Origin of the sequence: Litorivivens sp. (assembly GCF_041625495.1) — a bacterium.
GTDB lineage: Bacteria > Pseudomonadota > Gammaproteobacteria > Pseudomonadales > Spongiibacteraceae > Litorivivens.
The window spans coordinates 1-13161 of the sequence record NZ_JBFJTH010000027.1; the positions used below are offsets into that span (position 1 = coordinate 1).

The window sequence follows — 13161 nt, forward strand, 5'->3', positions numbered from 1 at the left end:
CATCGAATGAGATTTTTTATCTCGACAAACTGCCAGAAACTGCGGTTGTTGTTGGTGGCGGCTATATCGCCTGTGAGTTTGCCAGCATCCTCAATGGTCTCGGCGTGAAAACTACCCAGCTGTACCGCCGACAATTGTTTTTGCGTGGCTTCGACGAAGAGGTACGACAGATTCTGGCGGAAGAGATGCAACGTGAAGGGGTTGATATCCGGTTTGAGTCCAATGTTAGCCGGATCGATTCAGAGGGTGACGGCTATCGCTTGACGCTTGATGATGGCTCGACAATTGAGACCGGTTTGGTGCTGTACGCCACGGGTCGTAAGCCGCTGCTAGAAGGGCTGGGGCTGGATACAGTGAATGTGGCGCTTGATGACAAGGGCTTTATCGCGGTGAACGACAAATTCGAAACCAGCGAGCCCGGCATCTATGCGCTGGGCGATGTAACCGGTGGTATTGAATTAACACCGGTGGCCCTGGCCGAAGGTATGACGCTGGCAGCGAACCTCTACAACGGTGAACAGCGCAGCGTAGATTACAGTAATATCGCAACCGCGATCTTCAGCCACCCCAATGTAGCCACCGTTGGTTTGTCAGAAGAAGAAGCACTTTCACGCTATAGCAAAATCAAGGTTTTCACCTCGCGTTTTCGCCACCTTAAACACACGCTGGGCGATCATCAGGGCAAGGTCTTTCTCAAGCTCCTGGTAGACGCGCAAAGCGATCGCGTGGTTGGTGCACACATGCTGGGCGATGAAGCCGCTGAAGTGATTCAGGGGATTGCTATCGCTATAAAAATGGGGGCGACTAAGGCTGACTTTGACGCCACCATAGGCATTCATCCATCAGTGGCAGAAGAGTTTGTCACCATGCGTTCGGTCACGCGGGAGAGGGTAGAAGCTTAACCTCAGTACGGCCCGCGCGGCGGGCCGTTTGCGAGGTTACTTGATCGCTTCCGCCATCTGCGGTCTGGCAAAAATCGGCATGCTATCCACCAGTATATGGCTGGCTTCAATCAGCAGTGGGTCAGGTGTTTCTTCCTTTTCTTTGCCGTCAGGGGCTGTTTCTTCAGGCTCTTCGGTGTCATCGTCCGTGAGTGAGGCGAGGGGTTCTTCGCCCTTTGCGACACGACGCTTGTTTTCCATCATCAGCTGCAATTTGCGCCGTTCATCACGCTGTTTTCGACGCACCTCTTCGTTTAAAGACAGCGTTTTGACATTGCGGAATTCTTCCATCTGATCCAGCTGAGAACTCATAAACTGGAAGTCGGGATCTTTCGCGGCGCGTTTGCGGTGCCGTTCACGCAGCTCGGGCAATTCGGCCTGCAGGTCAAAATAGGTATTGTGATACACCGGGGCAATACGATCCCAGGGCAGGGCGTTATCGAGGGTGCTCTCGCCCACTAGGTCTTTATCGTAGATAGCCGGAAATTCGATATCCGGCAGCACCCCATTGTGCTGTGTGCTTTCACCGGAAATCCGGTAAAACTTGGATTCAGTCAATTTTAGCTGCCCGTGCTGCAGCGGGTTGATCGACTGCACGGTACCTTTACCGAAAGACTGATTGCCAATGACAATTCCGCGCTGATAATCCTGAATGGCACCAGCGAAAATTTCCGAGGCTGAGGCGCTCATGCGATTGATCAGAACGGCCAGTGGGCCATCGTAGTAATCGCTACTGCGTCGCTTACCTTCGCGTTTCACCCACGCATTGGCAAAGCGTATCTGCACGGTAGGGCCGGATTCGATAAACAGGCCGGTGAGGGCATTGGCCTCGGCCAGTGAACCACCGCCGTTGTCGCGCAGGTCAATCACAATGCCTTCGGCGCCATCGGCCAGCAGCTCATTGAGCAGCCGCTGGGTGTCGCGGGTAGAGCTGCGAAAATCGGGGTCGCCGCGACGCAGAGCCTCAAAATCCAAGTAAAACGCAGGAATGCTGATAACACCCACTTTTACCAGCCGTCCCTCTTGGTAGACCTTGATCATCTTTTTCTTAGCGCTCTGTTCCTCGAGTTTTACCTCGTTGCGCTCAATGGTTACGGTCTTACGCACTTCTTCACTTTGGGCCGCAGCGGGAATCACCTGCAAACGGACAATAGTCCCTTTGGGGCCCCGAATCAGGTCGACCACGTCGTCCAGACGCCAGCCGATCACATCTTTGAACTCGCCTTTACGTCCTTCACCGACCGCAATGATGCGATCTGCCGGGTGCAGCTGGCCATTCTTGTCAGCCGGCCCCGCCGGAACCAACCGTACCACTTTGGTGTATTCGTCATCGGCCTGTAATACGGCGCCAATACCTTCCAGTTTCAGGCTCATATTGATCTGGAAGTTTTCAGATAAGCGCGGTGAAAAATAATCGGTATGGGGGTCATAAAGCGCTGCCAGCGAATTCATGTAGTACTGGAAAACATCTTCGCTGGTGGATTGGGAAACCCGGCTTAATTGATTCTGGTAGCGCTTGAGCAACAGCTCCTGTATGTCCTTGGTTTCCTTGCCCGACAGTTTCAGCGACAACACCCGGTTTTTGATTTGCTTGCGCCACAGATCATCGGCTTCCTTGGCGGTGGCAGGCCAGGGCTCCTTCTCCCGGTCCACGACCAAATCTTCTTCTGCCGTAAAATCGAAGGATTTGATCATCGCCGGAAGGGCGCTGACAATTTTATTCAGACGATCTGTCAGTCGCTGATGATAGCGGTTGTAGATTGCGAACCCACTTTTTAGCTCACCCTTCTTCAGCTCGTCATCGAGCTGACTGCGAAGCCGCTGGAATTCGTTGATGTCTGATTGCAGAAAGAACACTCGCCCTGGATCGAGGGTCCGAATATAGGCATCAAGTAACAAGCCGGAGGTTTTGTCATCCAGCTTCATGTTGACGTAGTGTTCCTGCTCCAGCTGCTTGACGATCATTTTCGCCGTCTGGGTCTGTATCGGTGTGGGTTGCAGGGGCGATTCGAGCTGGGTGGCAGCCTGCGCGCAGGCTGAACCGTAGAGCAAGGCGACGACTGTCAGTGTACAGCGCAGGAGGGTGGATACGGACTTCATTGGCATCATTATTGGCGTCATACTTCGAAAGCAAAGGGTTATAGTATCGTTACTTACCATTCGGGTCACCCGTCGTACGGTGTGCGGTTTGCCGGCGCATGATTGGCGCGGGCGCTTTACCTAATCTACATTCTAGGTAGGTCATGTAACTAACTGTTTCCTAAATAATAGAACGATTTAGTTTCACGTAAAATATGCTCCCATGCCCCGGTTCCGACTTCACCCAGATACTGCCTTTATGTACCTCAACCAGTTTTTTGACGACAGCTAATCCAATTCCGGAACCTTCATATTCATCAGCGTTATGCAGCCGGCGGAAGGCACCAAAAATATGGTCTAGGTATTGTTCTTCGATACCTATCCCATTATCTGATACTGCAATAGTTACGGAGTTCCCGTCAGTTCCCGACACGTAGACCTCTATTTTGGGCGGCGTTGCCTCACAATAGCGGATGCTGTTCTGGATCAGGTTCTGGAAAACCCTAATAAGACTGTTGCGCTCACCCTGTACAAAGGGCAGTTCGTCGCTGACAGTGATTACCGCCTGTCGTTCACGTATCAGCAGCGCCAGGTCTTTCTGTACCTGAGCCAGACAATCGGTAAGGTCAACGGGTACCAATTCAAGGGATGCCCGACCAGCCCGAGAATAAGCCAGCATGTCGTTGATCAGACGGCTCATGCGCCGTGAGGCCTGCTTGATATGTTCCAGATCGGTGGCAGCAGCCTCCGGCAGATCGTCGCCTAGGTCTTCTTCGAGGAAATCGCAGAAACAGGTAAGCGTGCGAAGGGGTTCTTGCAGGTCATGGCTGGCTACGTAACTGAATTCCTCCAGATCTTCATTGGCCTGTTGCACGCGCCGGGTTTGCTCAATTTGCAGGCGCTCCACAGTGAGACGCTTGGAAATATCGTTAAATACAATCACCGCACCAGCGATATTTCCACCTTCGAATATTGGGCTGCACACAAACTCCACTGGGATGGACATGCCGTCGCGGTGCCAGAACACCTGGTCGTCGAGCCGGCAGCCTGTACCCGTAATTAAGGTGCGCAGGATGTGGCTTTTATCCTTGGGAAAGGGGCGGCCATCGGCGTAGTGATGCTGGAACAGCGCATGCGCGTTCTGCTGCAGGAGGTCATCCTCGCTGTAGCCGAGCAGGGTTTGCGCCGCAGGATTAACAAAGGTAATCGCGCCAGTCGTATCGATTCCGACCAGGCCTTCACCGATGTGCTCCAAGATAAGGCTAAAGCGCTCTCGCGCTTCGCTGATGGAGCGCTCTGCATTGCGCTGGCCGGTGATATCCTCTGATAACCCCAGAATATATCTAACCTGCCCGGTATCCGGGTCTTCGATTGGTACTTTAATGTTGTTAAACCAGAGCACCTCATCCCGATGCTCAAAGTGGGTTATGTCCTGCACTGTGGCTTTTTCAAAAACCACTTTGTCGTCAATTGTGCGGCTGCTTTCCCCCATCTGACTCAGAAAGAGCTCTTCCTGGGTGCTGTTAACGGGGTCTGGTGCCTCCTCCCGCATCACGTCATACCCAGCCTTGTTTACACGAACATACTGCCGTGTTTTTGCATCTTTGATGTAGAGAATCATCGGGAGATTGTCGATGATGGTTTCCAGAAATTCCCGTTCTTGACGCAACTCCCGGGTTTTAGACGTAACCAGTTTCTGTGCCGACTCTTGGGCGCCAGTGGAATTGATCAGTAGCAGGGCAATGGCGCCGATTATAAAGAAGCCGCCGACCACCAGCGGCGCCATGCGCTCATTGATGGTCTGGGCAACATGAGCATTGGTAACCCAGCTTTCCAGAATGAGTGTTCGATCAAGGAATTCAAGGGGCTGGCTCTGGTTGATCGCACTTCTGAACGCTGCACTGTCAGCACTGTAAAGTGCTTCGCCCGTTTCCATGTCCAGCAAGCGGTAGCCGATTCTGTCGCCACTGATGGCATTGACGAGTGGCTTAACCAGCTGCTCAATCCAGATAATCGAAAGCACCGCGTCCCCTGCGTCGGCCGCCAGTGAGCGGGTCAATACATAAACCCACTGCGGGGCCTCGCCGCCAACAATGTACAACGGACCGGCAACCGTTATGTTATCCGTCATTTGTGCTTTTTTTATGGCTGCGCGGCGCATGCTTTCCGAAAACAAGTCAAATCCGAACGCCTTGGGGTGTCGCGCAGATGGCTCGATGTAAAACAGTGGCTGGTAGATATCGCGTGCCGTGATTGGCTGGGGCCCGTCTGCACCCATTTCAAAAAGCCGAAAGTCCTTGAGACCTTCATTGGTTGCCCGCGCTACTAAACTGTCCAGTTGGTCTGGTGTAATTCGGGGTGCCCAGCCCAGGGTCGGTGTGTGGTCGAGGGTTCGCCCCACGTTGTTGTAGAACCGACGAAATTCCTCCCGCGACACATGTTCTGAGGCTTCAAACAAACCGGCGAGGCTGTGCAGCATGCCCGTTTTCCGGTTGATGTGTTCTTTAAAAAAAGACGCTTGCAGCTGGGTTTCGCTGTCGAGTGTGGCGCTTAACTGTTCTTCGTAGCGATTCTTGCCTGTCAGATACAGCAGGTTCAGAAACAGATACATAAACACTAAGGGCAGACAAATCACCAGTTTGCGGCGCGAACTGATAATCTTCTCGGGCTGCACGAGCATGACAAGAATAGGGGCAAAGACCAGCACGCCCAGAGCATCGCCTACCCACCAGTTAAACCAACTGTCGGAAAATCCGCCGCCTTCGAAGCGTCCCATTATAAATAAGACTGAGTTGCCGACGGTAGTTGATACAAGACAGGCCAGTGGGCCGCCCAACAGGATGATAAAGAGCGCCTGGCGTAGTTGCAGAAAGCTCCAGGGTGGCGAACTGTAACGGGTAATCAGGATTCGGCCCACGCTGGCCTGCAACGCAGAGCCGGCAGCAATGCCGGCTGGCACCAGCAAGGCATTCATAGCGCCAATCCCGGTGAGCCATGCATTGACCAGAAATGAGCCAAGAAACACGCCAAGGGCTGCCCAATGGCCCCAAATCAACACGGCTGCCAGGGCCAAGCCTGAGGGGGGCCACACGGCAGTCGCGTAGCCCGGTGGAATGGCAAAGCGCAGCCCCAAGTGAGCCAGCGCGGCGTAGGCCAGTGCAACGAGAAGTATGCGAGGTACGGTATGGCGCCAGACGCTAGGGGGCTGAGATAGATTCACTCTTGCTCCAATGGGTTGAGTGCCGCTGCAGGGCCCAGTGCAGCGATAGATGTGCTCTGGAGTCAGGCAGTACCCAAATTCGTTGCCAGCCCTTCATCTTCATAATAGCCGTTTGCGCCATAGCTGCGGTGTAAGGGCTTTCCACCGAGCACTTCAAGACCGCGGCGCACATAGTGCGACTGTACCTGAATGTCGACTCCGGCGCGCGAATTCATTGTTTCGCACTCCTGCAGGGTGGTCATCGCGCTATGCCAGTCGCGGTCGATCAAATGTACCTGACCGCAGTCGTTAAATAGGGATTTTACCGCGTCATCGTCGGATTCATCGATACCCAGTGACGAAAACATTTTAGCGCGGGTTTTAACCAGCTGATCAAGATGATCGGCGTAGCGTATTTTTCGTTCGGCGATTTCGAGCAAGGCAGTCTTATCGGTTTGCACCAGCGCATTGGCTTCTTCTATCAACACACCTTTGAATTGGTGAATGGCCGCGATAATATCCCGCGTGATGCTGATGATGTCGATTTTTCTTGTCATCTGAAAGTCCTCTAGTGCAATACAGTCGCTGGGGCTCAAGCCCGCAACAACTGCTCAAGATCTACCACCGCACGCGAAATCCGCTGCGCATCGATGGCATAGTCGCCACGCTCTATCGCCGACTTTATGGCCGACACCTTGCCCATATCAATCTCGGTACTATTGGCGACATTGGCCTGTAACTGCTCAAAAGTTGAGCGTACTGCCTGCTCAGGCTGGTTCGCAGATGTGCCCTGTAATGCATTGTCATCACTGGAAATTTCTCTGGAGCCTTCCTGTGTCGCTCGCGTGTTTCCCGTCTCGGGACGGCGCGACGGAGGGGGCGTGGGGCTGTTGATCTTGTCTACCATGGCAATGCCTGCTGTTAATTCGTCGTACGCGTAAAAGAGTTATCGGTTAATGTCTAGAAATCTTTAGTGGCGATCAGCGTCATAACAACACTTCCACCATCTCTGATGAGCGAACAATACCTTCCACAGTTTTTCCGGATTTCAGATTCTTTACACTGATACGGTTGCCAAGACTGGCATCGCTGGCGGCAACGCCCGTCATGGACACCCCAACAGAGCCGTACCGCGCAAACAGTGTGACCGTTTGGCCGCGTTTGATCATCACCGCTGATTCGACCATGTTTGGGGTTATTACCGCTCCAGCGCTTATCGATCGGCTGGCGCGATATCCGCCCGCTATTTGCAGATTATCGATATAACCGTAGCCGAGCGCTGAAATATTGCGTTTTACGGAGCGGACAGAGCTTTCATCCAGCACGCTGCCACGCGGCAGGGGGCGGGTGGCAACCAGGGCGTTGGCGAAGGCATTCACGGTTACCGGCAGATAGATTGTCCAGCTGCTGCCGGCGGTACAGCGCACACCGACCGTTGTGCGCTGCCTAATCACAGCACGCGGCGGAGTGAAAGCCTCCAGTGGGCCGGCGCAACGCGGCAGACGACTGCGGCTATCAAGGCGCCCAGCCACCACCTCGTGGTCCAGATGTTTCCAGGGGTGGCGAGCCGCTATGTGATTTTTGGCAGCGTTGCGGATACTGCGCTCCGATTGCAGGGGTTCAGCGCTGGCCACCATTGGCAGTGCCAGCAGAGCAAGCGCCCAGAACTGTCGTATCGTTTTAGCGGTGGTAGCCATCCTGTTATGACCCGTCAAAAATTTGTCGTTCTCCCTCCAGGCAGCAAGTAGCGTGCCAGAAAGCCATGGTGGTGAGCTTTGCCGCCACCGGCAAGCATGTGCACACAAGCGGCAAACCCTTGCCGCATTCCTACATTCGGCACGGACAGTTTTTTGGCCTGAAACTGTAACCCTATGAAAGTATTGGCTAAAAAATCATGGCACGGCTGTTGCAGAAGCTCTGTCGGCAACCACTGACAAAACTTTAGGATTTTTTATGCCCATTAACTTTGATACCGCACTCGGTGTTCACGAACAGGCGCTTTACTCGCGTGCCCGTCGCGCAGAGGTTTTGGGTTCCAATATCGCCAATGTCGACACCCCTGGATATAAAGCACGCGATATTGACTTCAGAGAGGCACTGGGCAAAGCCCAGCAAAATCGCAGCATCTCGTTAGCCAATACTCAGAGCGGACACATCAGCGCCGCCGACAACCAGCGTCACATTGAAGCCGGGGTCAAGTATCGCAACCCCTACCAACCCAGCCAGGATGGCAACACGGTGGAACTGCATATCGAGCAGGCACAGTTTGCCGACAACGCAATTCGTTATCAGTCCACGCTGACTTTCCTGGGTAGCAAATTCAGTGGGCTTAAAAATGCCATTACCGGAGGACGTTGAGCATGTTCAACATTCTTGATATCGCGGGCAGTGCAATGAATGCCCAGATGCTGCGGCTTAATACCACTGCCAGCAATATGGCTAATGCCGATGCCGTCGCTTCTTCAGAAAACGAAGCCTATCGAGCCAAGCAACCGGTGTTTTCGACCGTGCTAAAAGGACTCGATAGCGCAGGGGTGGCAGTAAGCGGGGTTACGGAGAGCACCGCACCCGTTGCCCGCCGTTACGAACCCGGCAATCCCCAGGCTGACGGCGAAGGATATGTCTATGTATCGAATGTTAACGAAGTGGAAGAGATGGCCAATATGATCTCCGCTTCGCGCTCCTTTCAGAACAGCGCCGAGGTCTTCAATACGTCGAAAGACCTGATGATGCGAACTCTGCAGTTAGGAAAATAAGGATTACCGGCGATGGAATTAAGAACAATCAGTGATATTCAGGCGCAACAGGCCGCCACCAGTAAAGGTGATGAAAATCTCGGTCAAAACGATTTTATGAAACTCATGCTGGCGCAGATGAAACATCAGGATCCGTTCAAGCCGCTAGATAACAATGAGTTTCTTGGTCAGATGGCACAGTTCAGCACGGTCAGTGGCATCGGTGAGATTAACAAGTCCATGAGTACACTGGCGGACTCACTTAAATCGTCCCAAATGCTAAATGCTGCAACGCTGGTAGACAAACAGGCGCTAGTGGCATCCAACCAGGCAAGGTTCGATGGCGCAACAGCCGTGCGCGGCCAGGTTGACTTGCCGACGGCGAGCACCGGGGTACAGGTAGAAGTAGTCAGAGCCAATGGCGAGGTCATCAAGCGTATCAACCTTGGTCCGCAGTCGGCAGGGGCATTGGATTACAGCTGGGATGGTCGCGCTAACGATGGCTCGCTGGCGCCTGCCGGCAAATACCAGATTCGTGCCAGTTACTTTACCGGCAAACAACAGGAAGCCCTGCAGAATCATATTTACGCACCCATCAACAGTGTCAGTCTGCCGTCCGGCGGCGGCAGTGCCACGGTGGAATTGAAGGGTTTAGGTAGTTTCCAGCTGTCGGATGTGAAATCCATCAGCTGATTTGTCAGGCCCCTGGGCCAGAAGGAGAGCAAACCATGAGTTTTGATATTGCATTGACCGGCTTGAATGCTGCATCCAGGCATCTGGATGTTACCGCAAACAATATTGCCAATGTGGGTACCACCGGGTTTAAGCGGTCGAAGGCCGTATTTTCTGATGTCTTTGCCAGTTCATTGACTGACGCCAGCAACACCCAAACCGGGGCCGGTGTGAAACTGGCAAAGATCAATCAGCAGTTTTCGCAAGGCAACGTAACCCTGACCAACAACAACCTGGATTTGGCCATCAATGGCGATGGTTTTTTCACTCTGTCCAGCGTTGACCAGGGATTGGTCTACTCGCGAGCCGGTGAGTTCAGTCTCGACAAAGAGGGCTTTGTGGTGAATACCGATCTGAATCGCCTGCAAATCTTTCCGGCGACCACCGGCGGTAACTTTGCCACAGGTACCCTGCAGGACCTGCAACTGAAGAACACGGCGTTCCCACCCAAGCCTAGCAGTACCGCCACCGTCGGGCTGAACTTGCCCTCCGGCGCTATTGCACCAGCAGTTGCGCCCTTTGATCCGAGCAACCTGGATACTTTCAGCCACAACTCGTCAATGACGGTCTATGACTCGCAGGGCGCCTCCCATTCTGCCTCGATGTATTTTGTTAAAGATGCCGCGCCGAACTCCTGGTCTCAGTATCTGTTCATTGACGGCAACGCCGTCGGCGGTGCCAATACACTCCAGTTTGACGGAGCCGGCTTACTACAGGCGCCCGCCAACGGCGTGGTAACCCTTCCTCCGTACACGCCGACCAACGGTGCGGGGCCCATAAATCTGAGTATTGATTTCAGTGATTCGACCCAGTACGGCAATGATTTTGTCGTGAATAACCTGGCACAGGACGGCTTTGAATCGGGCATTCTAAGCGGCTTGGCTATCGATTCTAATGGCGTGGTTTCCGCTCGCTACAGTAATCAGGCGTCTGAACAACTAGGCAAAATTGCGTTAACGGGCTTCAACAATCCACAAGGATTACAGCAGCTCGGCGCAAACACCTGGGCGGAAACTTTTACCGCCGGTGATCCTCGATTGGGCGAACCCGGCACCTCAAACTTTGGTTTGATTCAATCGTCCGCACTGGAAAGCTCGAATGTAGATCTGTCTGCGGAGCTGGTTGAAATGGTCACCGCGCAACGAAACTACCAAGCCAACGCTCAGGTGATCTCGACCTCCGATCAGATCACCCAGGCCATTCTCAACATCCGCTAAGCCTGAAGGAGTAACCGGTTATGGACAAAATGTTGTATCTCGGCATGACTGGCGCCAGACACACGGCGCTCGCCCAGGCCACTAACGCCAATAATCTGGCGAACGTGTCCACAACCGGTTTTCGTGCAGATTTCAATTCACTATTTTCACAGCAGATAGAAGGGCCCGGCCACGCCACACGTACCAATGCGCTCAGTGGCGATGACGGTATAGATCTAACGCCGGGGGCTATTCAGCACACAGGTCGCTCACTGGATATCGCCATGGGCGGCGACGGTTGGTTTGTGGTGCAGGATGAAAGTGGCCGCGAAGCGTATAGCCGTCGCGGCGATCTGAACCTCACAGCCAACGGTCAGTTGGTACTGGGTAGTGGTGAGAGCCTGTTGGGCGAAGGTGGCCCTATCGCAGTACCCGAGCATCGAAGCCTGAGTATCGGTGGTGATGGCAGCGTGTCAATTGTACCGCTGGGGCAAGGCCCGGAAACACAAGTGGTCATCGATCGGATACGCATGGTTACGCTGGATAACAACCAGATAGTGAAAGGCGAAGATGGCTTGATTCGACAGCGCAACGGCGCTGGCGGTACACCCGATGCAAGTTTGAAACTGGTGTCGGGTTCGCTGGAGAGTTCCAACGTAAATGCGGTCGACGCCATGGTGCGGATGATTCAGCTCGCGCGGCGTTACGAAATGGATGTGAAAGTGATGAGTACCGCCGGCGAAATGGCCGATGCCGGTAGTCGTCTAATGCGTCTTAGTTAACAGGTTAGTGGAAGGAGAACAGCCATGAATCCGTCTCTTTGGGTCGCGAAAACCGGCCTTGATGCACAACAAACCCGGATGCAGGTAGTGAGCCACAACCTGGCGAACGCCAATACGGTCGGGTTTAAAAAGGGCAGGGCAACCTTTGAAGACCTGCTCTATCAGAACGTAAAACAAGTAGGTAGCCAGACCTCACAGCAAACCCGTTCTGCGACCGGATTACACCTGGGAACTGGTGTGAGAGTTGTGTCCACCGAAAAAGTATTCAGCCAGGGTACGGTGGCACAAACCGAAAACTCGCTGGATATGGCAATTGATGGTCGCGGCTTTTTCCAAATTACCATGCCCGATGGAACAGCAGCCTATACCCGCAATGGTGAATTTCAGCTCGATGATCAGGGGCAGATAGTCATGGCTGCCGGTCATGTCTTGGAGCCAGGCATTACCGTTCCCCAGGGGGCGCGGGCGATCAGCATCGGCAGCGATGGGGTGGTCAGCGCTCAGGTCGCTGGGCAGTCCGCTCCGATACAGGTGGGCAGCATACAGTTGGTTGATTTTGTGAACCCGGAAGGGTTGGAACCCATCGGTGCCAATTTGTACTTGGAGTCTGCCTCAAGCGGCACGGCAACAACAGGGACCCCTGGGCTAAGTGGTCTCGGAACAGTAATGCAAGGTGCGCTTGAAACCTCAAACGTCAATGTAGTGGAAGAGCTGGTCAATATGATTGAAACCCAGCGCGCTTACGAGATGAATTCAAAAGCTATCTCAACCAGCGATCAGATGCTGCAGTACCTGAACAACAACCTGTGAGAACGCTGATGAAACGTCTGCTGCTGATTACCATACTGGCCACCCTGGCGGCCTGCAGTTCTGCTCCAGATAAGGAACCCGTGGCGGACAATGCGGAAATCATGTCAACCGTGCGTGAGCAGCGGGCCGAATCAGCAGGCTCAATTTATATGGCTAGCCGCGGTCTGAATCTGTTTCTTGATCGGCGGGCCCGTCAGGTCGGTGATTCTATTACCGTAACCTTGCTGGAGCAGACAGATGCATCGAAACAATCCAGTACGTCTACCGCGAAAGAGCAATCCAATTCCGTGCCCGGCGTAACGCTGTTCGGGCGTGGGGTTACCAAAGACGGCATTCCCATCCTGGAAACATCAATTGATGCCGATCAGGAATTTTCCGGTCAGGGATCTTCCAGTCAGAGCAATAGCCTGACTGGCAGTATCACGGTCACGGTCGGCGAAGTGCTGCCCAACGGCAATCTTTTGGTACGCGGGGAAAAGTGGGTAACGATCAATCAGGGTGAAGAGTTTATTCGCGTCACCGGCGTTGTCAGGCCCGAAGACATTGGTGCCGACAATTCTGTACCGTCCTTCAAGCTCGCTGATGCCCGTATTACCTACAGCGGCAAGGGCGCGATAGCTGATGCCAATCGTATGGGATGGCTGGGACGCTTCTTTCAATCTGTTTTATCACCGTTCTGAGGTGAAA

The 13161-nt window shown here is 53.7% G+C and carries 13 protein-coding genes; 8 read left to right on the forward strand and 5 right to left on the reverse strand.

All coding sequences use genetic code 11. The features are described from left to right. Positions 1 to 902: FAD-dependent oxidoreductase (locus ABYP39_RS05050; RefSeq protein ID WP_372781410.1), on the forward strand; the 902-nt coding region annotated here is incomplete at its 5' end. Positions 903 to 938: 36 nt separating this feature from the next. On the opposite strand, the gene ABYP39_RS05055 is transcribed toward ABYP39_RS05050, so the two are convergent. The 5 genes from ABYP39_RS05055 to flgA all read right to left on the reverse strand — a co-directional run bounded on the left by ABYP39_RS05055 (position 939) and on the right by flgA (position 7916). After that, positions 939 to 3041, reverse strand: a complete 2103-nt coding sequence (locus tag ABYP39_RS05055; protein ID WP_372781412.1) for a carboxy terminal-processing peptidase — start codon at positions 3039 to 3041, stop codon at positions 939 to 941. A 160-nt stretch (positions 3042 to 3201) separates the two neighbouring features. Further along, positions 3202 to 6240 carry an ATP-binding protein gene (locus ABYP39_RS05060; protein WP_372781414.1) on the reverse strand — a complete coding sequence of 1013 codons (3039 nt, stop codon included), beginning with the start codon at positions 6238 to 6240 and terminating at the stop codon, positions 3202 to 3204. A gap of 62 nt (positions 6241 to 6302) precedes the next feature. Next, positions 6303 to 6776: a flagella synthesis protein FlgN gene (locus tag ABYP39_RS05065; RefSeq protein WP_372765131.1), complete on the reverse strand. Its 474-nt coding sequence runs from the start codon at positions 6774 to 6776 to the stop codon at positions 6303 to 6305. A gap of 35 nt (positions 6777 to 6811) precedes the next feature. Next, positions 6812 to 7126 carry a flagellar biosynthesis anti-sigma factor FlgM gene (gene flgM, locus ABYP39_RS05070; RefSeq protein WP_372781416.1) on the reverse strand — a complete coding sequence of 105 codons (315 nt, stop codon included), beginning with the start codon at positions 7124 to 7126 and terminating at the stop codon, positions 6812 to 6814. Positions 7127 to 7205: 79 nt separating this feature from the next. Next, on the reverse strand, positions 7206 to 7916 hold the full coding sequence (gene flgA / locus ABYP39_RS05075) for a flagellar basal body P-ring formation chaperone FlgA (RefSeq protein WP_372758756.1): 711 nt from the start codon (positions 7914 to 7916) through the stop codon (positions 7206 to 7208). A 256-nt stretch (positions 7917 to 8172) separates the two neighbouring features. Between flgA and flgB the strand changes: the two genes are divergently transcribed. The 7 genes from flgB to flgH are packed head-to-tail and all read left to right on the forward strand — an operon-like array spanning position 8173 to position 13154. Next, positions 8173 to 8577 (forward strand): flagellar basal body rod protein FlgB, encoded by a 405-nt coding sequence (flgB, locus tag ABYP39_RS05080; RefSeq protein ID WP_372747598.1) that lies wholly within the window; start codon positions 8173 to 8175, stop codon positions 8575 to 8577. After that, the gene (flgC, locus tag ABYP39_RS05085) at positions 8574 to 8975 is read left to right on the forward strand and encodes a flagellar basal body rod protein FlgC (RefSeq protein WP_372747599.1); all 402 of its coding nucleotides are present in this window, start codon (positions 8574 to 8576) and stop codon (positions 8973 to 8975) included. The genes flgB and flgC overlap by 4 nt, the downstream gene beginning before the upstream one ends. A gap of 12 nt (positions 8976 to 8987) precedes the next feature. After that, positions 8988 to 9647, forward strand: a complete 660-nt coding sequence (locus ABYP39_RS05090) for a flagellar hook assembly protein FlgD (protein WP_372747600.1) — start codon at positions 8988 to 8990, stop codon at positions 9645 to 9647. Between the two features lie 35 nt (positions 9648 to 9682). After that, complete coding sequence (gene flgE / locus ABYP39_RS05095) at positions 9683 to 10903, forward strand: flagellar hook protein FlgE (protein ID WP_372781418.1); 1221 nt, start codon at positions 9683 to 9685, stop codon at positions 10901 to 10903. 20 nt (positions 10904 to 10923) lie between these two features. After that, positions 10924 to 11664 (forward strand): flagellar basal body rod protein FlgF, encoded by a 741-nt coding sequence (locus tag ABYP39_RS05100; protein WP_372747602.1) that lies wholly within the window; start codon positions 10924 to 10926, stop codon positions 11662 to 11664. Positions 11665 to 11688: 24 nt separating this feature from the next. Further along, positions 11689 to 12474, forward strand: a complete 786-nt coding sequence (gene flgG, locus ABYP39_RS05105; RefSeq protein ID WP_372747603.1) for a flagellar basal-body rod protein FlgG — start codon at positions 11689 to 11691, stop codon at positions 12472 to 12474. An 8-nt stretch (positions 12475 to 12482) separates the two neighbouring features. Next, the gene (gene flgH / locus ABYP39_RS05110) at positions 12483 to 13154 is read left to right on the forward strand and encodes a flagellar basal body L-ring protein FlgH (protein ID WP_372747604.1); all 672 of its coding nucleotides are present in this window, start codon (positions 12483 to 12485) and stop codon (positions 13152 to 13154) included. Positions 13155 to 13161 lie beyond the last annotated feature (7 nt).

Coding starts and splice junctions, on each gene's coding strand:
- flgE (WP_372781418.1), top strand. CDS start 9,683: ATGAGTTTTGATATTGCATTGACCGGCTTGAATGCTGCATCCAGGCAT.
- ABYP39_RS05090 (WP_372747600.1), top strand. CDS start 8,988: ATGGAATTAAGAACAATCAGTGATATTCAGGCGCAACAGGCCGCCACC.
- flgB (WP_372747598.1), top strand. CDS start 8,173: ATGCCCATTAACTTTGATACCGCACTCGGTGTTCACGAACAGGCGCTT.
- ABYP39_RS05065 (WP_372765131.1), bottom strand. CDS start 6,776: ATGACAAGAAAAATCGACATCATCAGCATCACGCGGGATATTATCGCG.
- ABYP39_RS05055 (WP_372781412.1), bottom strand. CDS start 3,041: ATGAAGTCCGTATCCACCCTCCTGCGCTGTACACTGACAGTCGTCGCC.
- flgA (WP_372758756.1), bottom strand. CDS start 7,916: ATGGCTACCACCGCTAAAACGATACGACAGTTCTGGGCGCTTGCTCTG.
- flgM (WP_372781416.1), bottom strand. CDS start 7,126: ATGGTAGACAAGATCAACAGCCCCACGCCCCCTCCGTCGCGCCGTCCC.
- ABYP39_RS05100 (WP_372747602.1), top strand. CDS start 10,924: ATGGACAAAATGTTGTATCTCGGCATGACTGGCGCCAGACACACGGCG.
- flgH (WP_372747604.1), top strand. CDS start 12,483: ATGAAACGTCTGCTGCTGATTACCATACTGGCCACCCTGGCGGCCTGC.
- flgG (WP_372747603.1), top strand. CDS start 11,689: ATGAATCCGTCTCTTTGGGTCGCGAAAACCGGCCTTGATGCACAACAA.